The organism is Winogradskya humida, from assembly GCF_016862215.1.
Classification (GTDB): domain Bacteria; phylum Actinomycetota; class Actinomycetes; order Mycobacteriales; family Micromonosporaceae; genus Actinoplanes; species Actinoplanes humidus.
The window spans coordinates 60,171-83,855 of the sequence record NZ_BOMN01000093.1; the positions used below are offsets into that span (position 1 = coordinate 60,171).

The 23,685-nt window shown below is 71.1% G+C and carries 14 protein-coding genes; all 14 read left to right on the top strand.

Features of this window, described 5'->3' with window-relative positions; all coding sequences use genetic code 11:
* Position 1 precedes the first annotated feature (1 nt).
* The 14 genes from Ahu01nite_RS33335 (at position 2) to Ahu01nite_RS33400 (ending at position 23,656) form a co-directional block, all read left to right on the top strand.
* Positions 2-1,984 (top strand): hypothetical protein, encoded by a 1,983-nt coding sequence (locus Ahu01nite_RS33335; protein ID WP_203840685.1) that lies wholly within the window; start codon positions 2-4, stop codon positions 1,982-1,984.
* A gap of 10 nt (positions 1,985-1,994) precedes the next feature.
* Positions 1,995-2,567, top strand: a complete 573-nt coding sequence (locus tag Ahu01nite_RS33340; protein ID WP_203840686.1) for a CIS tube protein — start codon at positions 1,995-1,997, stop codon at positions 2,565-2,567.
* Positions 2,567-2,881, top strand: a complete 315-nt coding sequence (locus Ahu01nite_RS33345) for a LysM peptidoglycan-binding domain-containing protein (RefSeq protein ID WP_203840687.1) — start codon at positions 2,567-2,569, stop codon at positions 2,879-2,881. Before Ahu01nite_RS33340 ends, Ahu01nite_RS33345 begins: the two co-directional genes overlap by 1 nt.
* A complete protein-coding gene (locus tag Ahu01nite_RS33350; RefSeq protein ID WP_203840688.1) occupies positions 2,878-4,011 on the top strand; it encodes a phage late control D family protein in 1,134 nt (377 codons plus the stop codon). The genes Ahu01nite_RS33345 and Ahu01nite_RS33350 overlap by 4 nt, the downstream gene beginning before the upstream one ends.
* A 9-nt stretch (positions 4,012-4,020) precedes the next feature.
* A complete protein-coding gene (locus Ahu01nite_RS33355) occupies positions 4,021-4,704 on the top strand; it encodes a phage baseplate assembly protein V (protein WP_203840689.1) in 684 nt (227 codons plus the stop codon).
* 10 nt (positions 4,705-4,714) lie between these two features.
* Entirely contained in the window at positions 4,715-5,116 is a 402-nt protein-coding gene (locus Ahu01nite_RS33360) for a hypothetical protein (protein WP_203840690.1), read from the top strand.
* On the top strand, positions 5,113-5,484 hold the full coding sequence (locus Ahu01nite_RS33365) for a GPW/gp25 family protein (RefSeq protein WP_203840691.1): 372 nt from the start codon (positions 5,113-5,115) through the stop codon (positions 5,482-5,484). Before Ahu01nite_RS33360 ends, Ahu01nite_RS33365 begins: the two co-directional genes overlap by 4 nt.
* Entirely contained in the window at positions 5,481-6,977 is a 1,497-nt protein-coding gene (locus Ahu01nite_RS33370; RefSeq protein ID WP_203840692.1) for a baseplate J/gp47 family protein, read from the top strand. Before Ahu01nite_RS33365 ends, Ahu01nite_RS33370 begins: the two co-directional genes overlap by 4 nt.
* The gene (locus Ahu01nite_RS33375; RefSeq protein WP_203840693.1) at positions 6,974-9,487 is read left to right on the top strand and encodes a phage tail protein; all 2,514 of its coding nucleotides are present in this window, start codon (positions 6,974-6,976) and stop codon (positions 9,485-9,487) included. The genes Ahu01nite_RS33370 and Ahu01nite_RS33375 overlap by 4 nt, the downstream gene beginning before the upstream one ends.
* A gap of 3 nt (positions 9,488-9,490) precedes the next feature.
* Positions 9,491-11,404: a DUF6519 domain-containing protein gene (locus Ahu01nite_RS33380; RefSeq protein ID WP_203840694.1), complete on the top strand. Its 1,914-nt coding sequence runs from the start codon at positions 9,491-9,493 to the stop codon at positions 11,402-11,404.
* Between the two features lie 17 nt (positions 11,405-11,421).
* The gene (locus tag Ahu01nite_RS33385; RefSeq protein ID WP_203840695.1) at positions 11,422-14,028 is read left to right on the top strand and encodes a vWA domain-containing protein; all 2,607 of its coding nucleotides are present in this window, start codon (positions 11,422-11,424) and stop codon (positions 14,026-14,028) included.
* 351 nt (positions 14,029-14,379) lie between these two features.
* On the top strand, positions 14,380-16,893 hold the full coding sequence (locus Ahu01nite_RS33390) for a metallophosphoesterase family protein (RefSeq protein ID WP_203840696.1): 2,514 nt from the start codon (positions 14,380-14,382) through the stop codon (positions 16,891-16,893).
* 6 nt (positions 16,894-16,899) lie between these two features.
* Complete coding sequence (locus tag Ahu01nite_RS33395) at positions 16,900-20,262, top strand: DUF6603 domain-containing protein (RefSeq protein ID WP_203840697.1); 3,363 nt, start codon at positions 16,900-16,902, stop codon at positions 20,260-20,262.
* Between the two features lies 1 nt (position 20,263).
* Positions 20,264-23,656: a hypothetical protein gene (locus Ahu01nite_RS33400; protein WP_203840698.1), complete on the top strand. Its 3,393-nt coding sequence runs from the start codon at positions 20,264-20,266 to the stop codon at positions 23,654-23,656.
* Positions 23,657-23,685: the final 29 nt, after the last annotated feature.

Here is a 23,685-nt window from a genome sequence, read left to right on the forward strand (position 1 = left end):
CGTGGACGGCGTACTCCCCATGGCTATGTCCTTGAACCGGATCGAGGCGCGCCTCGACGGCATCGGCACCCGGCTGCGGATTCTCGGGATCGACATCGGCGGTCTCTTCGCGGGGCTCGACGGCCGGCGTTTCAAGGTCCAGGTGATGAACCAGGACCTGCTCGACAACGCCGAGGCGACGCGCTGGGCGATGGCGGACGTCGCGTTCAAGAGCTTCCCGCAGCTGCTCGCGGAGGTCGCCGGGCTGCACTGGCTGGCGGAACGCTCCCACCTGCACCTGCACGACATCATCGGGCTGCTCGACCTGATCTGGTTCGAGGCCGGTCTGCTGACCGACGTCGCCGGGCTGATCACCGGCCTGGTCGCGCAGGTCGGGGAGAAGGTCGACGCGCTCATCCGCACGGTCGCCCTCGTCGGCTACGGCACCAACAGCCTGCTCTGGGCGATCCTGCAGAAGCTGAACCAGGGCATCGGCGTCCACGGCACGATCAAGATCGAGATCGCCGGGGGCGGTGGCGGCGAGGACGGTCCGGGTCTCTGGGCGAAGCTCGGCATGCTGGCCGTGGCGGCCGCCCTCATCGCCGGGTTCGTGGCGCTGCTCGGCCTGGCGTTCCGCACGTTCAGGGCCGGGGCGATCACGGCGGCGATCGCGATCGGCGTACTGGTGACCGGCCTGATCCCGTTGCTCAACACGCTGGCCGCGTTCAAGCTGACGCAACTCGGGAAGATCGGGCTCGGGTTCGCGGCCATCGCCGGGTTCGTGGCGCTGCTCGGCAAGGCGTTCCAGCAGTTCACCACCGACATCGGCAAAGTCGTCCCGCACCTCACCACCTTCTTCGGCAGCATCGCGAAGCTCATGACGACGCTGGCCGCCTTCAAAGGCAGGGACCTCGCGAAGATCGGGCTCGGGTTCGCGGGCATCGCCGGGTTCGTAGCGCTGCTCGGCAAGGCGTTCCAGCAGTTCACCACCGACATCGGCAAAGTCGTCCCGCACCTCACCACCTTCTTCGACGGCATCGCGAAGCTCATGACGACGCTGGCGAAGTTCAAGCCCGGCGAGATGGTCATCATCGCCGCCGGCTTCCTGGTGATCGCCGGGTTCGTGTGGCTGCTCGGCAGGGCGCTGGCCACGATCACCGATCAGGCGATCGCGGCGATGGACCCGCTGACGAGGTTCGTCGGCGTGTTCCCCGAGCTGATGAACGCCATCGCCCGGTTCACTCCCGGCGAGATGGCGACGATCGCCGCGGGATTCCTGATGATCGCCGGGTTCGTCTGGCTGCTGTCGATGGCGCTCAACACGCTGACCGAGCAGTCGATCGGGGCGATGGAGCCGCTCGCGGGCCTGCTCGGGGCGATGTCCGCGCTGGCCACCAAGCTGGGGTCGATGACCGCCGGCGAGATGATCACGATGGCGATCGGGCTGCTGCTCATCGCCGGGTTCGTCTGGGCCGTCGCCGCCGCGCTGAAGTTCGCGGCCGGCCCGCTGGAGATCCTCGGCAAGATGTTCGAGAGCTTCGGCGCGATCCTGTCGAGGATCGGCGACATCGCGGGCCGGGTGTGGGGCGTGCTTTCCGATATCGGCGGCTTCTTCAAGGACGTGGGCGGCGGGATCTCCGACTTCGTCACCGGCGACCTGTTCAGCTCCATCGACGTCCAGGCGATCGTCGACCGGCGGACCGCGATGGCCGCCGCCCAGGTTCCGCCGCCGCCTCCCCCGGCCGCCGGAGCTCCCGCCGCAGCCGGCGCTCTCGGGCCGCTCTCCCCCGGCGGTGCGCTCGCCGCCGCGGCTGCCGGCGGCCCGGCGACGGTCGACCAGAGCGTCAACGCGGGCGGCATCAACGTCAGCATCACCGCCGACCGGCTCGAGGCGAACTCGGCGCAGCTTCTCACCGACGAGATCGTGGCCCAGCTCCAGGAGCGGCTGGCCGCGCTGCGATCCACCCAGGACTTCCGGGCCGGCGGCCGCCCGATGACGGCATGAGAGGGCGGCGATGAGCAATCTGCAGGTACGCAATCCGGTCCGCGGTTTCCTGCGGAGCGTGGACGTGGAGCCGGAGATCCTCGTGCACTTCCAGTACAACCCGGAGAAGGTCATCGACAAACGGTCGGTGCCGTACACCACGCTGAACGCGCCGGGGATGGTGATGCCGCTGCGGCAGTACAGCGCGGGCGGCGAGCGCACCATCGCGTTCACGGTGATCGTCGACGGCCTGCTGAAGGGCCCGGCCGACGACGAGATCGACGTGGCGCACGACGAGAACGGCGGGATCGTCGAGGAGCTGAACAAGTACCGCGCGTTCGTCCACCCCCGGACCGACCGGTGGCGGGAGGCCGGCGCCGGTGGATTCGCCAAGCTGTACGCGGGCCAGGAGACGGTGTTCGCCGCCCCGCCGGCCGCCCTGTTCTGCTTCGGCGAACGCGTCGTCGAGTGCGTCGTCACCGACGTGTCGATCGTCGAGAAGACGTACAACGCCGACCTCGATCCCGTACGCGCGGAAGTGCAGATCACCTGTGTCGAGCTGACCCCGTACGACCCCGATCCCACCGCCGGAAGGCCCTCCTGATGCCGATCACGCAGAGTTCCCGGTTCGCCGGGCTGCCGATCCTCGAGGTCACCGCACCCGACGGCAGCCGCCGGCGCGTGCTCGGCCTCGGGCTGCGGGCCACCGGCGAGCCCGGCCCGGCCACCCACCGCGTGCGGCAGGGCGACGCGATCGACCTGATCGCCCGGCGGGGTCTCGGCGACGAGCGGCTGTGGTGGCGCGTCCTGGACGTGAACCCGCCGCGGTACCCGCTCGACCTGGCCCCCGGGGAGCAGCTCCGGCTGCCCGATCGGGCGCAGGCGACGCGGGCCAGCCGGGCGAGGAGCTTCCGGTGACCGCGCCGGGGCGTCACGTGCGGGTGCCGTACTTCTCGGTGGTGGTGACCGAGGCGGCCGTGGACATCACGCCGTGGGTCTCGTCGGTGCAGGTCGTGGAGGACGACCGGCTGTCCGACAGCACCACGATCGTGGTCAACGACCCCCGGATGATCTACGCGGACGCCCTGATGGAGGGGTGCCACGTCGAGATCGACCTCGGGTACGCCGAGCCGGACCAGCACGCCCTGATGTTGCGGGCGACGATCACCAGGGTCGAGGTCACGTACCCGGAGAACGGGTCCCCGCAGATCAAGATCAAGGGTGAGGACCGGTCCATCGAGATGGGCCTCGCCGAGCGGCGGGTGAAGTGGCAGGGCACGACGGTCAACCAGATCGTCAAGGAGATCGGCGACCGGTACAAGTTCGCGGACGTCGTGGCCTCCCTCAAGCCGGACCCGGAGGTGACGCTGGAGAACCAGGACGCGAAGACCGACCTGGCGTTCCTGCAGGACCTCGCCAAGCGGTACACCGCTAAGTGCTTCGTCGAGCTCAACGAGGCCGAGCGGGAGGTCCTCTACTTCATCCCGGACCGGCGGATCCTGCGCCAGAACCGCGCGGACGTCCTGAATCTGCGCTACCGCCAGGGACCCGTCAGCAACCTGATGTCGTTCAGCCCGCAGTTCGACGCGAGCGACATCGACCGGGTCCGGGAGGTGCACACCATCGACCGTGGCGGCCAGGCGGTCCGGACCCCGCCGCAACCGCCTGTCGAGGTGTTCATCTGGCCCACCGCCGGCGACCTGGACGCCCGCGCGAACGCCGCCGACCTCGAGCGGATCGACGCGCTCTACCGGGCGGGCCGGGCGGCCCGCGAGAAGCTGCAGAAGGAACTGGCCAAGCCGAAACCGGTCACCGGTAAGACGGCGGTCTCGCAGCAGCAGGTCGACAACGAGGTCGGTGCGCTGGAGTCGCGGCGGCTCGGGATGTCGTGCGCCGGCGCCACGATCGGCTCGATCTGGATGCGGGCCAAGTGCACCGTGACCGTCTCCGGCGTGCACGAGCGGTTCGCCGGTGACTGGTACGTCTCGCGGGTCACGCACACCGTCGACAGCAACGGATACAGGACCGACTTCAAGGCCGTCCGGTGAGGGGGAACCGTGGCTGACCGCTATTTCGGCAAGTACAGCGGCGTCGTCAAGGACAACCGGGACACCGGCGCACTCGGCGTCGTCCTGGTCTCGGTGCCGGCCGTCTTCCCGGAGGACGACACGGTGCCGGCGCGCGCCGCACTGCCGTACGGGATGTTCTTCGTGCCGGAGAACGAGACGCACGTCTGGGTGGAGTTCGAGGGCGGTGACACGTCCGCGCCGCTGTGGACGGGCGTGCAGCACGTGCCCGGCTCCTGGGCGCCGGAGGCGGCGAAGAACCCGCCCACCGTGCGTGCCGTCCGGACGGCGTCGGGTCATCTGCTGATCTTCGACGACACCGAGGGCAGCGAGTCGATCGTGCTGAGCGACGGCAGGAACGCGCACCGGCTCGCCTTCACCGCCGGCGGCATCACCCTCACCGACGGCGTGAACGGCCACCGGATCGCGATGACGTCGAGCGCGATCGAGGTCGCCCACGCCGGTGGCGCGACGGTGACCCTCGAGGCCGCGGCGGTCACGGCGGCGGCCGGCGCCGCGAAGGTCGAGCTGACCGGCGGGATCGTGCGCGTCGACGGGTCGGCGGTGCTGCTCGGCGCGGGTGCGACGCAGGTGCTGCACCTGGGTGACCAGGGCATCGGGAACCTCGGCGGGCCGGTGCCGATCACCACCACCCAGTCAAAAGTGTTCGTGTGAGGAGGCGGTCATGGCTCTCGGATCGGACCGGGCCGCATGTGCGGCGGAACTGCGCGAGGCGATGCGCGCGCAGCTCGACACGCTCGACCCGCCCGCCGGTTCCAACGTGGACCTGCCGGCGGTGAGCTCGAACTTCGACGCGCTCGGCGACGGTGTGTTCCGCATCCTGACCCAGGGCGCCGAAACGGTCAGCGAACGCGCCCTGGACCCGGCGTTCTGGGACTTCATCAGCGCGCTGCGCACCGAGGTCGAGGCGCTGCGGGCATTCAACGCGAGTCTGCTGAACGCGTTCATCAACTGGGCTCCGGCCACGCCGAGCTCCACCGTCACGTTCCGGAACACGGTCGCCGCGCTCGTCGCACCCGGCCCGACCCCGGACGCGCCGACCCAATTGAACGGGAAGATCCGATGACCACATTGCGCGGCATGGCCACGCCCTTCCGGATCACCGGCGGCGGGGTGGAGCAGAGCAGCGGCTCCCGCAAGGTCGCCGACAACCTGCGCCACCTGCTGTCCACCCGGCTCGGCGAGCGGCTGCTGCGCCGGGGTTACGGCGGCGGGGTGCAGCACCGGTTGCAGCAGCCCAACGACAGCACGCTGCGCACGCTGATCCGCCACGAGATCGAGCTGGCGCTGCGGGCCCACCTGCCGCAGGCCCGGCTGACCGGCCCGGTCCGGGTCACCCACGGCGAGTCCGAGGTGACCGTGGCGTTCGACTACGCCGTCGCCGCGGCCGAGCCGGCCGAGCGGGTCACCCTCACCCTGGCGAGGTCGTCGTGACCGGGGTGCGGGGCCTGCCCATCGACTACACCAACCTCGGTTACGACGCGCTGCGCGAGTCGATGCTGGCGATCGCCCGGGAGACGCTGCCCGAGTGGACGGACCACTCCGAGAACGACCTCGGTGTCCTGCTGATCGAGCTGTTCGCCTATGCCAGTGACATCACGCTGTACTACCAGACCCGGATCGCGGCACAGCTGTTCCCGGCGACCAGCGACGAGCCCGAGTCGCTGGTGCAACTGCTGCGACTGCTCGGGTACGAGTTGCGCCCGGCCCCGCCGGCCACGGTCGAGCTGGCCGTCGCGGTCGACGCCGGGCAGGCACTGCCGCTGACGGTCCCGGCCGGCACGGCGTTCCAGACGCAGACCGCCACCGGTGACCGGCTGCAGTTCGAGACCGTACGCGACACCACGATCACCACCGCCGCGCTCGGCCCGGTGCTCGAGGGGAACCTGCGCTGGTTCCTGCCGGTCACCGCGGTCGAGGGCCGGACGGTCACCGGCGAGCTGGCGGGCGTGTCCGACGGCAGCCCCAACCAGCTCTACCCGCTCGGTGAGGGACCCGTCATCGCAGGCTCGATCACGGTCACCGTCACCGGTCCGGGCGGCTCGGCCGTCTGGCACGAGGTGCGGACGCTGGCCACCGCAACGCCGCAGGAGCTCTGCTTCGCCACCCAGCGGGCCGCCGACGGCCGGGTGACGCTGCTGTTCGGTGACGGCGTGAACGGTGCGATCCCGCCGCGGGGCGGGGTGTCGCTCGATCAGGCCGAGATCCTGGCGACCTACCGGGCGGGCGGTGGCCCGGCGGGCAACGTGGCGCCGGGGACGGCTTTCGACTCGCCGATCAGCGCGCTGCGTCAGGTCGTCGCCCCGGCCGGTGGTTCGGGCGGGGCGGTGGCGGAGAGCGTGGAGAGTGCCCGGGACCTCGCGCCGCGGTTGTTCCGGGCGCAGGAGCGGGCCGTCACCGCCGACGACCATGTCGAGCTGGCGCTGCGTACGCCCGGTGTCGGCAAGGCCCGGGCGGTCGCGCTGAACTGGAACGACGTGCTGCTCTACGTCGCGCCGAGCGGGCGGGTCGAGCAGCCCTCGGAGCTGCTGCGCCGGGATCTGCTCGCGGCGTTCGAGCAGTCGCGGATGGTGACCAGTGCGCTGCGGGTGCTCGGGCCGGAGCCTGCCGACATCTACTTCCGGGCGACCGTACGCGCCCAGCCGTACTTCCTGCGCGACGACGTCCGCGCGGTGGTCACCGCGGCGGCCGCCGAGCTGCTCGCGTTCGACCGGGTCGACTTCGGCGAACCGCTCTACCTGAGCCGGCTCTACGACGCCCTGCAGAGCCTGCCGCAGGTCGCCTCGCTGACGGTCACCCAGTTCAGCCGTACCCCGGACGGCGGGGTGGACGCCGACGGTGTCATCGACCTCGAGCCGTTCGAGCTGGCCCGCCCCGGATATCCGGAGACGATTCAGCTGGTCATCGAGGGCGGGGTGGCCCGATGACGGCCGCGATCGTGAGCCGGGCGCCCGTCGCGGCCCGCGCGCTGCCCCGGCTGGCCGGCCGGGAGATCGAGCTGTCCTGGACGAACCCGCCGGTCTCCGCGTTCGGTGACGGCTTCCTGCTCGGCGTGCGGGTGGTGCGCCGGGAGCGGACGTTCCCGCTGCTGCCCGACGACGGTGACGTGGTCCACGACGAGGGCGGCCCGGTCGTCGACCGGCTCGCGGACACCGGGCTGACACCGCTGACCCGTTACTACTACACGGTCTTCGCGTACGACGGGACCGGCTTCCACACCGGCGAGGAGGCGCGGGCCAGCGCGCTCGCGACCGACGACCACGGCCTCGCCGAGACGCTGTTCCGGTTGCTGCCGGCCGTGCACCAGCGCGACGACGTGGCGTTGCGGCCGGACGAGATCCACGCCCTGGCACCGGCGGTGCAGGAGGGCCTGCGGGTGCTGCCGCCGGAGCTGCGCGGGAGGGGGCAGCTCCGGCGGTTCCTCGCCGCCGCCACGGCTCCCCTGGCGCTGGTGCGCAGCACCGCCGAGGCGCTCCCCCAGCTGCACGACGTCGACCGGGTGCCACCGGATTTCCTGCCGCTGCTGGCCGCGTTCCTCGACTGGCGTCCCGATCGCACCCTGCCGGTGTTCGCCCAGCGCAACGAGGTCCGCGCCGCGCCGCAGCTCTACCGCAGCGTCGGTTCCGTGCCGAACCTGCGCTCGATCGTCACCCGGTACACGGGCTTCACGAGCCGGATCGTGGAATTCGGCGAGCATCTCGCCCGGTCCACGCACGCACCGGCGCAGAACGTCTTCGCACTGCGGCTCGACGACGCGGCACCGGTGTCGACGCTGGTCACCCTGGACGGCGCGGCGCGCGGCCGGCTCGCGGTCGTGCCGGGCAGCGGTGGCGCGTTCCGGCTCTTCCACGCCGCCGGCGATCCGCTCGGTCCCGCCGACGATCGCGCGGCACGCCGCGCGGTGTCCGGCACGGCTTTCCCCAGACCACCCGTCGCAGGTGAGCCCGGCGCTCCGGTCGACGCCGGGCGTGGGTCGCCGTTCCTGACCGCCGCGCCGGTCAGCGTGGTTCAGGTCAAGGCTTTCAGGGGTGGGACGTGGGGCGGATCCGTGCCTCTGTTCCCGGGTGGCGAACCCGCCGCGGCCGCCCTGCCCGCCGGCCGGATCCTGCTCGCCTGGGTCGACCGGCCGGGACTGCCGGACGCGCGGGTCCTGGTCAGCACCGGCACCACCACCGGCCCGGCACCGGCCGTGCTCACCGGGCACACCGGGACGCCGTTCGCGGTGGCGCACGGGTCGTTCCTGCTCGTGCGGGACGGCACCGGCACGGCCCGGGCGGCGCAGTTCGCGCGCACCGACTTCGCCGACCCGGCCGCGGCTTCCGTCAACGAGGTGGTCACGCTGCTCAACACCCGCCTCGGTGGGCTGGTGACCGCGTCGGTGGCGGGTGGCGGCGCGCTCCGGCTGACCTCGGCGGTCACCGGTGGTGACGCGCGGCTCGAGGTGGATCTGGCGAACTCGTCCGCGGCCGCGGCGCTCGGGTTCGGCCCGGACAACGCGGTCGCGGCCGGCGACTGGAGTGACGCGATCGGCTGGGACCAGCCGCGGGTGCTCGACACGATCCCGGCCGGGCGGCTCGCCGACCTCGCCGCGGTCACGGACGGCGCCGGCGTGCGGCTCGCGTACGCCCGGCACGACGGCACCGCGTGGCAGGTCCGCACGATCCGCTTCGACGGCACGGTGTGGAGCGGCGACGAGGCGCTCACCAGCGGCGCGTTGTCCAGCCGGGAGCCCAGCCTCGGGCGTGACCCGGACGGCCGGGTGTGGGCGGTCTGGGCGCGGCAGGGCAGCGTGGGCGGGGCGGGATGGTCGTTGCGGCAGCGCAACCGGCCCGCGAGCGGGGCGTGGAGCGCGGAGACGGCGCTCACCGACACGCCTGCGGCGGGCACGGCCGGGGACCGTGAGCCGGGGCTGGCCGTGCGCCCGGGTCTGGCACCGCAGGTGTTCTTCCGTTCCGATCGCGCCGGCGGCACCGACCTGTGGGCCGTCCCGATCGGTGGCTCGGCCACACGGGTCACCTCCGGGGTGCCTACGGAGTCCTGGCCCGCGCCGGTCACCGTCGGCGCGGAGCACTGGCTGCTGCATCGCAGTGACCGCTCGGTCTCGCACGCGGGCGTCGCCAGCTCCGGTGCGGGTGCCGGCACCGGGACGGCCCGGCGCTATGCGGGATCCACCACGGTCGTGCTCGCCGACACCGGGCGCCGCGACCGCATGGGCGCCTTCGACGACCTTGTCGCCTACACGCCGCAGCGGCCCGGGGACGGCCTGCTGCGTGGCGACGAGGTCTACAGCCGCGGCAGCGTGGGGCTCTTTCTCTCCCGGGCGGACTCGGCGCCGCTCGGCGACAGCACGGTCGCGCGGCTGCGCGGGGTGCTGGACCGCTTCCTGCCGATCACCGTACGCGCGGTCATCCGGCCGCTGTCCGAAACCGAGGAGTGATCCGTGGCCGTCATCACCGACAGCACGTTCGATCCGTTGCTGGCACACGTCAACGTCCGCCTGCAACAGGGCGTGCCCATCGTGGACGCCGACTGGAACACCCAGGACGACATCCGCAAGTTCGAGCTGCGCGCGTTCCTCAAGTGGTACGTGGGCGACGGTGCGCCGGACCAGAACGACGGGTTCCGCATCGCCGCGGGCACCACGAACAGCTTCGTCGTCAAGGCCGGGGTGCAGGGCCCGGCGGGCAGCCTGACGAACCAGGAGACCGCGCTGCGACAGGTCGGGCGGTTCATCGTCGACGGGCTGGACGTGTTCCTGCGCTCCGACGTGGCGTTCGACCAGCAGCCGTTGCACGAGAGCCAGCCGGGGGCGGCGGCGTTGGCGGCACGGTTGGGCGTACCCGTCATCACCGCCCTGCAGAGCCCGCCGGGTGACCAGACGGTGGTTGTCGAGCTGGACGTGTGGGAGCGGCTGCTCACCCCGGACGAGGAACCGCGGCTGATCCATCCGGCGCTGGGTGTCGAGACGTGTTCGCGGACCCGGCGCGAATGGGTGGTGCGGGCCTATCCCTCGACCGCGATCGGGGCACGGCTCGCGGGTCATTCGTATGCGACCCTGGCCACGCTGCAGCGTTTCGCGAACCAGACCGGCATCGCGGACGGGCAGATCACCGACCGGCGTCAGCGCAAGCTGCTGGTCCCGCCGGCGAGCCTGGTGACCGACATGCTGGGCGTCGACCCGTACGACTACCGCGCCGGTCAGGGCCGCCCGCCGATCAGCCTGCGCGCCGCGGTCAACGCCCTGCTCGCCGGTCAGCTCCCGGCGACACCGGACCTGGCGGTGTCGCCCGCCTCGCAGCCCGACACGATCAGTCGCTCGGTCCTGCTCGACGCGCAGAACGGGTTGACGGCGTTCTGGACGTCGCAACGGCTCAGCAACGTCGATCAGGTCCATGTCAGCCGGATGGATCTGGCGGCACCGACCGCTTTCTCCGCGGCCGTGGCGATCACCGGCAGCGGCGCGCACAGCGCCCCGGCCGCCGTGGCCCTGCCGAACGGGGAGTTCGTGGTCGCCTACCAGGCCGGCGGGACGGGCATCGCGAGCACGGACGTGAAGATGAAGCGGGGCTCGCTCTCCACGCTGGCCGGCGCCACGGAGGTGGACGTGGCGAAGTCGGCCGGTGCGGACGAGTCGCCGGTCGCCGTGCTGACCGGCGACGTCGTCACGTTCTTCACCCGGCAGGACTCGTCGGACCTGTGGCAGTTCCGCCGATACCGGCACACCGACAACACGTTCCTGGACGACAGCCCGGTGTCGTTCCCCACCGGCACCGGTCCGGGGATGTCCGGCGGCATGCACGCGGTGGCCGCCGGCGGCATGGTCTGGTTCGCGTTCGTCGCCGGCAACACCACGTCGACGATGCTGGGCCGCTTCAACCCCGCCGCTCCGGCCGCCTCCGCGGTCGACCACTTCATCACCACGGCGCTGGCCGGCAATGAGCCGTACGTGGTCGCCATCAGCGCCACCGAGGCGATGGTGTTCTACAAGGACAACCAGATCAAGACGGTCACCGCCACCGGCGGCAGCTGGGTGATCACCTCGCCCGTGCCGATAACGGGTACGGAGAACGACCGTCACCCGGCGGCCGTCCGCGACGCCGACGGCACCGTGTTCCTGCTGGCCGACCGGGTGGTCACCGGCACGAACAACGAGATCTTCCTGCGTCGCCGCGATCCCGCGAACCTCGCCTGGGGCGCCGCTCAGCTGGTGATCGCCGGCCCGGCCGGTGACCAGCAACCGCAGCCCGTACTCGTGCCGGGCCAGGGCATGTGGGTGCTCTGGAGCAGCGACCGGCCCGGCACGAGCACCGGCAACTTCGACCTCTACGCCAAACACATCATCACCACCATCTGACCGGAGGAAGGCGCAGCATGCCGCACATCTCACCGACCGGCTTCGACGTCGAGTCCTACACCATCACCGACAGCCGCAAGTTCGTCGTGAACTCCCTGCTGGACCTCAATGCGGGCGTCCCGCTGCCGTTCACCGTCACCTACCCCGACCCGGCCCCCGCCGGGCTGAACCTCACCCTCGTGAAGGTCGGCTCGAACGAGAGCCTCGACCTGACGTCGTTGCCGGACGATGCCGGGAACACCGGCATCGGCGGCCGGGTGATCACCGTGCACCGGGAGCCCGGCACCGCGACCACCGAGTTCACCGTCTCGGTCCGGGACCCCTCCAACGGCGCCATCGACGAGCACTGGGAGCTGCGTGTCTCCGCCCGGGACCCGCAGAACTGGGGCTACACGCTGGCCAACCGTTCCGCCAACACCGTCGTCCGGCTGGTCTGTGACCCCAGGGCCGAGCTGAGCACTCCGTCGGGAACCCTGCTGGAGAAGGACGACCTCAAGCTGCGAGCTGCCGACGCCAGGGGCGATGACGCTTTCCCGACTGTGCTGGTCAACGCCGATGCTCCGCTGACCCTGCCCGCACCGGTGCCGACCTACCGTTTCGCACACCAGGGTGCCATCGCCATTCCCCCGCTGCCGTCGCCGGTCGGCACGAGCCAGTCGTTCGAGCCGAAGGACGTCGACAACAATCCGCGGTTGTGGCCGGGCGTCTACGGCGACACCGCGGTCCAGCTCACCGTGGACGTCGTCCTCCCGGGCATCGGCGGGGACGCCTTCCTGAGCCGCACCGGCGTCACGCCGGTGACGCTCAAGGCCCGGCCGCAGCGGGTTCAGCTGATCATGGACCGCTCCGGCAGCATGAGCGAGTTCAACAAGTGGGAGAACGCCAAGACCGCCGTCCGCATCTTCATCAACTTCTTCGGCCAGTTCCGGGCCGGCGTCAGCAGCGACGACCGGATCGGCGTCACCGTCTTCACGGACAACACCGGGTTGTTGTTCCGCGGCACCAACCCGGCCGGCCCGCCGGACATCACCGACATCATCCCGCTGGCCGCGCCGGACGTGGTGGCGAGCGCCCCGCTGGGTCCCGAGGTCTTCGGCGTGCCGGGCGGCACCACACCGCTCGGTGACGGCCTGTTCTTCGGGTTGCGCAAGCTTCAGGAGGCCGGGTTCCCGCCCAACGTCCGGTTCACCTGCGTGCTGCACACCGACGGGCTGCAGAACTCCGGCACGATCCGGATCGGCGAGGTGGTGAATCCGAACGGGGCCCGCGAATGGACGCAGGCCAAGGCGGATCCGGCCATCCAGGCGATCACCTCGACGACGTCACGGCTGGAGTTGTTCGCCCTCGCGCACGGCCCGGACGCCGACAAGGCGCTGCTCCAGAAACTCGTCGGCGCGCAGCACTTCGCGGGCTCCGACATCATCGCCAACTTCATCGACACGTTCGCCACGATGTTCAAGGTCTCCCAGGAGGCCAACAAGCTGGACACCCGGTTCACCGACGTCCTGGGCGGCACACCGCCGCAGGGCCCGCTCACCGAGGTCTTCTTCAACACCAACCGGGCGCAGCGCTTCGGCGTGGCGGTGCTCAAGGAGGCCACCGCCACGGGCCCGGCGGCACCCATCGACAGCGTCGAGATCGCCCGCTGGAACGGCTCCAAGTTCGACCCCGAGAACATCACCGCCACGCAGTACGAGGGCCACTTCTACATCGGCGTGAACGACGCGACGGCGTTCAACGGCGGCAGCGCGACGTGGCGGATCCGCCGGCTCTCCGGTGGTGTGGCCCAGCCGATCGAGTTGAACCACGTGTTCGCGTTCGAGGACCTTCGCGTCAAGTCCGTACTGTCGCTGGACAGCAAGAACTACCTGACCGGCGACACGATGCGCCTGACCGTGGAGCTGCGCGAGGACGGCGAGCCGCTGCGCGACGCGACCGTGCGGGCGGTGCTCGACGCGCCCGACGAGAGCCTGAGCACCCTGATCGCCGAGCTCGACGCGGACGACCTCGCCCGGCACGAGCAGCGGCTGTCCGCCGGCGACGACCAGCCGCAGGGCCGGGCGGCGCTGGCCGGTGCCGTCCTGCACAAGCACGGCTGGGACCACCTGCCGCACCGCGACCCGGACCGCGGCGGCCTGTTCGACGACCACACCGACGTGCTGCACGACCGGGACGGCGACGGCATCTACACCAACCGGTTCTCGAAGGTGAACGCCGACGGCGTCTACAACTGGACGGTCTTCGTCAGCGGCGAGGACAGCCAGGGCAACCCGTTCAGCCACCGCCTCGACGCCACGGCCCTGGCGGCGATCGGGGTGGACCGCCGCACCACCATCGTGGAGAAGGAACCGGTCACCTCGGCGACGCCGCAGAAGACCACGGTGCTCGACGTGACCGTGACCCCGCGCGACAAGTTCAAGAACCTGCTCGGTCCCGGCTTCGACGAGTCGGTCATCTGGGCGATCACCGACGGCGCGTCGTTCGACCACATCGTCACCAACACCCCGGCACCGGTGCACACCGACGGCACCTACACCCGGCGCATCATCGTCAAGCGGGGGTCCCGGCCGACGCTACGCGTGTCGATCAACGGGGTGGTACTCCCGGCCATCTCCCTCACCTGATCCCCCGCGACAACAAGGTGGCCCGGGCAGCACGCCCGGGCCATCGGCGCGCCGCTCAGAAGACGCGGGGGTATTGCCGTTTGTGTTGAGGCCTGCGGGGAATCCGCCATTCTGGATCAGCACAACGCCGGGCGACAATTCAATATCTGCTTACTAAAGGGCACTTGAGTATCCAATATTCTGAATTAAAACCCTCTCCAATTGTCGGATCGAGGACAACGAAGAGAATGCATCATGCGGCAAATCACTGACGAGGGTGAACGCCTTGACCAGCCGCCTGAAGCGGGGTAAGCCTTTCCCCAACGCTCTTATCAATCAGCAGCTGAACGACTCCCCACGGGGGTGAGAACAGTGCTGCCATTCGTGCTCGCCGGTCCGATCGTGCGCCGGGTGGACGCCTCCTCCGCCACGTTCTGGATCGCCCTTTCCGAGCCCGCCACGGTTCAGGCGGTGATCTGGCTCGGCGCAGATCAGGACAGCACCGGGCCGGGCACTGTGGCCTCGAACTCCGCCACCGTCGCGCGCAGCGACACCGTCCCCGCCCGCAAATGGGGAGAACACCTCTACACGGCCACGGTCACCGCGAGGACCGACGGCGGGGCCGGGATGAACCCTGGTGCACTGTTCTCGTACGACCTGCTCGTCAACGGCTCCGGCCTGCGCGATCTCGGCCTGTTGGCGGACGATTCCGGTGAGGGCGGCGGCATCCACGCCGGCGCGCCGGCCCGGCTGGCTCTCGGCTATCGCACCGACCGGCTGCCCACCTTCGCCGGCCCGGCCGCGGACATTCCCGGTCTGCGGCTGGCGCACACGTCGTGCCGGAAACCGCACGGGCCCGGCCCGGACGCGCTGGCCTGGCTCGACGACATCATCGCCGGCGAACGGCCCGGCCTGCCGGAACGTCCCCAGCTGCTCTTGCTGACCGGCGACCAGATCTACGCCGACGACGTGGCGGCACCGCTGCTACCGATGCTGCAGGCCGTCGCCGGGGAGATCCTGGGATACACGGAGACCGTGCCGCTCACCGAAACCGAGCACGCCGAGGTAACCGAACTTCCGACGCTGCGCCGGGATCGGCTCACCGCCGAGGTCGCCCGGTTCACGTCCACCGCCGCCCGGAGCCATCTGCTCGGCTTCGGCGAGTTCGCCGCGATGTACCTGGCGTGCTGGAGTCCCCGGGTATGGCGCACCCTCCCCGCCACGGCCACCTTGTTCGCCGACGTCCCGCCGGAGCGGCGGGATGCTCTGCACCTGACCGATCTGGGCGGCAAAACCGACGAGCAGAAGAAGGAGTCCGTGGCCAAAGCTGTCGACGAGCGCACCGCCGTCGACGGCTTCGCCGGCACGGTTGCCAGGGTGGCGCGGGTGCTGGCCAACTGCGCCACCTACATGATCTTCGACGACCACGAGATCACCGACGACTGGTACATCAGTGCGCCGTGGCGCGCCCGGACGCTGACGTCGCCGCTGGGCCGTGCGGTCATCCGGAACGGGCTGATGGCGTACGCGGTCTTCCAGGCACCCGGCAACGACCCCGACCACTGGCTCATCCCGCAGACGGCCGGGCCGCCGGAGGCGCCGGGGCTCACGCTGCACCTCGCGATGGGCACGTTGCTGGCCGAACGGGCCGCGAAAAGCACGGAGCACCCGGAGAAGATCGACGAACTGCTGAGACTGGTCAAGCCGCCGCGCCCGCCCGAGGGGCAGCCGGAGCCCGGTGCCGAGGCGAAAGCCAGAAAGGAGCTCCGGTTCCACTTCACGATCGATGGTCCCCGCCACCGGATCCTGGTGCTCGACACCCGCACCCGCCGCACCTACGAGTCGGCGATCCGGGACAGCCCGCCGCAGCTGCTCGGCGAGTCCCTCGACGCCATGCTGCCGGCCGGGCCGCTGCCCGGTGACCGCGAGGTGCTCATCGTCGTCTCGGCCGTACCGTTGCTGTTCCCCCGGATCTTCGACGCGCTGGTCCAACCGGCCGCTGCCGCGTTCTTCGATTTCAAGAACCACCTGTCCGGCGCTGCGACGTTCGACCCCGCCAACCCACGGCCGGTGATCGTCGGCAGCGAACAGTGGGATGTCGAGGGTTGGGGCGCGCATGAGGGTGCCTTCCACGCCACGCTGCGCCGCCTGGCCACCTACCCGCGCGTGGTGGTGCTCGGTGGGGACGTCCACTTCGCGTCGAGCCTGGTCTGCGACCTGTGGACCCGGGGCGACGACACCGCCCGCAGCCGCATCCTGCAATGCACGAGCAGCGCCGCCAAGAACCAGCCGGACGAGGGCCAGCGCGCGGTGCTCCGGGCTCAGCGCAGCGCACAGCGGTTGCTGCGTGGCCCGGCCGTCGAACGGCTCGGCTGGGACGCCGCTCACGGGGTGGTGCTGCCTCCCGGCGCGGCCATCTCGCCGGGCAGGCGGGGACGGCTGCTCTCCCGGCCGGCGTTCGTGCCTGCCCGTGACTGGCCGGCCGGCACGACGATCGCCGCCGGCAACCCACCCGACGTCCGCTACCGGATCTCCGTGCTGCGCGACGAGCGTCCCACGGCCGCGATGGGGGTCGGCGCGCCGGTGTCGCCGTCCCTGCCCGCCATGAACGCCGCCGACCCGATCGTCACGTACGCCTCCGTGGCGGCCGCCCACCAGCAGTTGCTCGCCCAGCTCCAGGACCCGGTCCGGCTGATGGTCTTCCGCAGCAACGTCGGGCTGGTCTCGTTCGCCCCGTCGCCGACCGGTGCGGGCGAGTACGTCGCCACCCACACCCTGCTCTCCCCGGTGGGCGACGGCGCCACCGGATCGGGCTTCACCCAGCACGGCGTGGACCTCGCCCGGACGGCGGCCGCGCCGCCGCCGGCCCTGATCGCGGGAGGGTGACAAGCGATGACCCAGCCCGCAAGCCCGAACTTCCTCCAGCGGGTCGTCACGTGGGTGAAGTCCGTCGTGGAGTGGATCGAGGCGACCTTCAGCGATCCGGCGATCACCGCGCAGATCCTCGGCGACCTCGGTCTCAACCCGTCGACACCGGTCAACCCGGCGCCTATCGACCCGGCCGTCCGCGCGAAGATCGACGAATTCGTCGACAGACAGGATGTCGACGAGGCGTCGCTGCTGTCCGTGATCGCCCAGGTGCAGGCACTGGTCAGGACCGGGCTGACGTTCGCCGACGCGGTCAAGTCCGGCGGGCTGACCGAGCAGGACGTGCTCTGGCTGCTGTTCAAGGTCTACGCGGCCGACTCGCTCAAGGTCCGCAACCCCGCCGCCTACGGTCTGATCCGTCTGGTCGGTCTGATCACCGAGGACGACGAGGCGATCGGTACGCTCGATCTGGCCCCTGTCGGCCGGCTCTTCAAGGGCGAGCTCAGGGGTGACGCCGAAGCCGTCATCGATCGGCTCTCGTTCGTCGCCGGGAGCCTCGTCGTCGGTCTGGACGCCATGGTGGCCCAGGCCGGCGGTTTCATCGACGCCGCCTACGGCTGGGATCCCGACCCCGGCACCGACCCGGTCTCGGCCGGCATCGCCGCGCGGGCGCTGACCGTCAAGTTCCGCATCGGTGACGCGGCACCGGTCCTGACGGTCATCGGCGTGCCCTCCGTGCACGGCGGGCCCGGCATCCTGCTCAGCGTCGGCGCCCAGCTCGAGATCAGCACGACCACGGGAAGCACGAAATACACCCTCGCCGCTGGGGCGAACGGCGCCTTCTCGGTCTATCTGGGCGCCGGTGAGAACCGGCTGCTGAGTGGTCTGCGGCCGACGCTGTCGTTGCGCAGTGAAGCCGTCGACAACGCCGGCGGCAAACCCGCGTTCCTGCTCGGTGTCAGCGACGGGACACGTCTGGAGATCGGTTCTCTCGCGTACGGCGTCGAGGTCGGCCCGGATTTCGCCGCGTTCCGGTTCGCGCTGCGCAAGGGCCGGCTCGTGGTCGCCTTCGGCAAGGGCGACGGTTTCCTGAGTAATCTGCCGGTCGGTACCCTGGACCTGCCGTTCGAGCTGGGTTTCGTGGCCGACACCAAGGGCGGTGTCCGGTTCGAGGGCGGCACGGGGCTGAAGGTGAACCTGCCGGTGTCCGGTTCGGTTCTCGGCGTGCTGACCATCCAGTACGTCGAACTGGAACTGATCCTCGGCGAACGGGTCGTCCTCGAGGTGCACAGCGCGTTCTCGCTACGCCTCGGTGCGTTCACCGCGACCGTCGACAAGGTCGGCATGGGCATCGACTTCACCACGTTGTCGCGTGGTGCCGAGATCGGCAGGACAGTGTCGTTCCTGCCGCCCAAGGGCGTGGGCCTGAGACTGGACGCCGGCGCCGTCAAGGGTGGCGGCTACCTGTTCATCGATCCGCAGCGCGGCGAGTACGCGGGCACACTCGAACTCACCTTCGCCGCGGGTTTCGGGCTCAAGGCGATCACCCTGATCACCACCAGGCGGCCGGACGGCAGCCCCGGCTGGTCGTTCCTGCTGATGATCTACGGCCAGTTCTCCGTCCACATCGCCTTCGGCATCTTCCTCACCGGGGTGGGCGGGATGATCGGCCTGCACCACGGTATCGACATCCCGGCCCTCACCGCGGGCATGAAGACCGGCGCCCTGGACGACGTGCTGTTCCCCGACGATCCGGTCGGTGACGCGCCCCGGATCATCAACCGCTACCGCCGGCTCTTCCCGATCGTCCCGGACAGCCTGGTCCTCGGCCCGATGCTGGAGCTGTCCTTCGGCAAACCCCCGATCGTGGTCGCCCGGCTGGGCCTGATCTTCGAGGTGCGCAACGCCCTCGGCGGTGGCAGACCGATCGCTCTGACCAAGATCGTCCTGATCGGGCAGTTGCTGGCTCAGTTCCCGCCCAAGGCGACCAAAGCGCCGGCGATCCTGCGGCTGCTCGTCGACGTCGTCGGCTTCTACGACGCGCAGGAACAGTTCCTGCTGATCCGGGCCCGGCTGCGGGACTCGTTCGTCGGCATCGAGGACCGCACCATGCTGCATCTGGGCGGCGAGCTGATGCTGGCCATGCGGATGGGCGGGACGCCCTCGTTCCTGCTGTCGGCCGGCGGTTTCCACCCGGCCTTCAAGGACTTCCCGGCCGGGGTGCCCACCTCGCTGGAGCGGCTGAGCATGTCCTTCGGCATCGGGGTCATCAAGCTGCGGTGCGAGTGCTACTTCGCGGTCACCACCAACACCGTGCAGACCGGTTTCCAGGTGGCACTCGAGGCGAAGATCGGCCCGGCCGCGCTGGAGGGCAGCCTCGGCTTCGACGCCCTGATCACCGTCTCGCCGAAGTTCCGGTTCGTCGTGAGCCTGCACTTCTCGGTGGCGATCAAGGCGTTCGGCCAGACCCTCACCGCGGTGACCGTCATCATGCAGCTCGAGGGGCCGGGCGAGTGGCACGCAACCGGCTCGTTCGCGTTCTCGATCCTGTGGTGGGAGGTCGAGCGGTCCTTCGACGAACGATGGACCGATGCCGACATGATCGCCGCCCTGGCCAAGGCGGTCAGCGCCGCTCAGACACTGCTGGCCGACATCTCGCGCCCCGAACGACTGCTGCCCGGCCCGCCCGTCGGCGGATCGTCCCTGGTCACGCTCGCCGCCGCCGAGCAGGGCCTCACCGCCGCCCATCCGCTCGGCCGGCTCACCGTGTCGCAGAAGACGGTGCCGTTCGATGTCACCATCGACCGGTTGGGCACCAGCCCGCTCACTGAGGGCTCGCCCCGCTTCTCGGTGAAAGAGGTACGCATCGGCGGCAGGGAAGCCCGCGGGGTGACCGGGGTCGACGAGCACTTCGCCCGCAGCCAGTTCATGGAGGTCAGCGAGAAACAGCGGCTCGGCGGCAAATCGTTCGAGCGCTTCCCCTGTGGGGTGACCGTTGGCCTGGACGGCTACCGGGTGGACGACCCGGGCGTCATGGTCGCGGCCACGTACGAGGAGAAGATCCTCGAACCGGAGCCGGACATCGCCCGCTTCCCGTGGGTCACGATTCCGATCGGCCACCGGGACCTGCTCGACGGGCAGGTCCTGGTGCACGTGACGCTCGGCGCCGCGGCCAAGTCGGCGCGCGCTGTGAAGGCCGCCCTGACCGGAGGCGGGCCGGGCGCCGCGACGGTGAAGCAGGACCCGGCCCTCGTCCTGGCCGATGCCACCACCCTGGTCAGGGCAGAGACGCTGACCGGCACCGCGGCCGTCTCCGAGGCGGCCGCCGAGCAGGCCGCGAGGCTGGGCACGGTCGTCGTCGAAGCGTTCGAGATCACCGGAGTCTGACATGACGACCGTCTACCGTTTCCTGCCCTGGACCCGCCGCGGCCTGTCCGCCGCGCTGCCCGACCCACCGGCCGGCGGCTCGATACCCGCCCGCGCGCAGGTCACGGTAACGGTGACCATTGACGGTGCCGGCGCAGCCACGACGCAGGCCACGGTCCTCGGCCCGGGCGACGTCACCGGCATCGACCCGGCGCAGATCGTCCGCACGTTCCCGCGCCCCGAGACCACGAACGCCGAACCGAACTACCTGGCCGCGATCGACCTCGACGCCCCCGAGCTGCCCTGGCTGTTCACCCCGCACGGGGTCCCCGCCGACGGGCGGCTGCCACCCTGGCTGGTGCTGGTCGTGGTCGAGGACCGGGACGGCGTGACCGTGACCGCGCCGCGGGGTGCACCACTGCCCCAGCTGAGCGTGACGGGGGCCGGCGATGAACTTCCCGATCTCGACGAGTCCTGGGCCTGGGCGCACGTCCAGCTCATCGACACCGCCGGCACCGCCGGGCCGGCCGCCGACCTGGCCGCACGGCCCGACCACAACGTGGCCCGGCTGATCTGCCCGCGCCGGCTGATCCCCGGCCGCCGGTGGATCGCCGCCCTGGTGCCGGCGTTCGACGCCGGCCGGATCCGCGGAATGGGCGGCGTGCCCGGCCCCGCCATGACACTGGACAAGGCCTGGTCGCCGAAGCAGGACACGGTTGTACTGCCGATGTACTTCCACTGGCGTTTCCAGACCGGGATCGAGGGCGACTTCGAGTCGCTCGCCCAGCGCCTGCGCCCGCACCGGATCGACGCGCAGGTCGGCCGGACCCCGATGGACGTCGGAGACGCGGCTCCCCCTCTGCGAATCACCGGAGAACCCGCCGTCATGTCGATGGACGGTGTCCTGCGCGCACCGCTGCAGAGCACCCCCAGCCTCCACGACACCCCGGAGCGGCTGCGCGCCGGTCTCGCCGAGATCACACGTACCCTCGCCGACGCCGCCGACGGGGTCCTCGACGGACAGGCCCTCGAAGACGCCTCCCGCCAGCCGGTCGGCCCGCCGGTCTACGCCGGTGCACACGTGCAGCGGTGGAGTGTCCGTGACCGGGTCGCCGGTGAGGATGCCGAATGGTTCCGCGAACTCAACCTCGACCCGCGCTCCCGGGTCGCGGCCGGGCTCGGCGCCGAATGCGTGCGCGACAACCAGGAAGACCTCGTCGACGCGGCCTGGCAGCAGGCCGGGGATGTGCTGACCGCGGAGGCCGCACTGCAGCGTGCCGCGCTCACCACGCTGGTCACCGAGTCGTTCTACCGGCGGCACGTCCTGCCGATGACCGACGGCGTCCTGCTGGGCGTCATGGCTCCGGCCGCACGGCGTACGCCGGTCGGGAAGCTCAGCCTCGTCGCGACGGTCGCTGCCTCCTCGATGCCGGACGCCACCGTGGATGCCGGGTTGCGCCGGGCTCTCGCGCCGTCCGGACGGGCGGTCGCCCGGGCGGCCCGCCGGCTGCGGGTCGTGAGCACCGCGCTGCGGCCCACACTGGTGGCCAAGCTGGCCGTCGGGCACCCCGGGCTGGACGCGACCCGGTTCGCCCGGCCAACCCTGACCGGCATCGACCCGACCGCTCTCACCGGCACCACCCTCGCCGCGTTCGGGCTGCCACTCGAGGTCGGTGCGGAGGCCGTCCAGTCACTGGCAGCCTGCGCGCAGAAGGTCGCCGCGGCGCGGACCGACCAGCAGACCAGGCTGACCGTACGCACGGACCTGCACACCGTCGGCCTGCTCGCCCAGACCCATGTGGACGCGGCACGCACGCTGGCAGCCGAAACCGTGCTCACCGTGGCCGGCACCGAGCCGACCGGCACCGTCATCGAGACGATCGGCAGCGGGGCGTTGCTCGACGCGCTCACCACCGGCGTCGCCGCGACCGCGGACCGGGGTGTGGGGATGTTGCTGGAGGGACCGGTCGTGCGGGCCGGGACGCTGACGACCCCGATGTCGGTCGGAGTGCTGGACATCGACGCGGGTAACACCCTGGTCCTGCGTACCGGCGTGGCCCGGCAGCCGGTCGCCGTGCTCGACCCGGGCGTGGCCACCCTCGACCTCGGCGGCTTCCTCTCCCGGCTACCGGTCAACGTGATCCGCAGGAGCGACTCGGCGCACCTGCCCGGCGTGGGGACCCTGCCGGTCCTGCGACCCGCGGTTCCCTTCCCCCTCTTCCCCGGCGGCGCACGGCCCGGCGGCGCGTTCCCGGGTGGGCCGATCGTCATCGGGAAGCCGCCCGTCGTGATCGCCGACCCGGTCGTGGTCATCGGCACGCCTGTCACAGCCCCGGCGGGGGCCGGCACGACCGTCGCGGTCCCGGCGTTGATCACCGACCCTCGGGTGATCACGCTGTTCGAGACCGCGATGACGGCGCAGAAGAGGACAACCGCGATCGCCGTGCCGCCGCCGGTCGCCACCGTCGTCGCGTACGACCTCGCCGGCACAGCAGCCGCGATCAAGCAGCACCTGCTGCCGTCCGTCGCCCAGCCGCTACGCCGCGACGCGATGATCCGGTTCGCCGGTAAGGGGATCGGCGAGTTCACCGCGGCCGGGCAGCCGTTCACCGTGGACGGCTGGTGGGCGACCCGCGGGCTGGACCGGGTGATGACCTATCCGGTGCTGGCCCGGGCGGGGGCCGACCTGCTGACCGGCCATGACCGCACCCGCTTCTGCCCCGGCGTCGACACCGTCCCGCCGGATTCGGTGACCGTGCTGGAGACCAATCCACGATTCGTCGCCGCGTTCATGGCCGGGCTCAACCACGAGATGAACCGCGAGCTGCTGTTCCGCGGCTTCCCGGCGGACGGGCGTGGCACCCCGTTGCGGCGCTTCTGGCGGCGGCTCGACGGGCGTGACGACATCGCGCCGATCCATGGATGGCGGACCGGGAACCTCGCCGGGCAGACCATCGACACGGCCGGCAATCTTGTCCTGATGCTGCGCGGCGACCTGCTGCGCCGCTACCCGAACACGGTCGTGCTCGCGGTCCCGGCTCTGGACGCGCGGCGGCCGGACCGGGCGCGTACGGTGGCGCCGATCTTTCAGGGGCAGTTCGACCCGGACGTGTCCTACTTCGGGTTCCCGCTGCCTGAAAGTGCTCTCACCGACGGCGCCGGGCTCTTCTTCGCCCTGATGGAACCACTCACCGAGCCGCGCTTCGGCCTCGACGAGACGAAAAACGCCGAGGCCGGGGCCGGCGCGCTGAGCTGGTCGGACACCCCCGTAGCCCCCGGCGCCCACCTGCGCGTGGCCGACGCCGTGGCCCCCGGCGTCAACAAGGCCACGGCCCGCGCCGACACCCTGGCCGCCACGCTGTTCCAGCAGCCGTTCGCACTGTACGTACACGCCTCTCACCTGCTCGCCCCTTGACCGGCCCGCATCAGCCCCCGGAGGTAGCC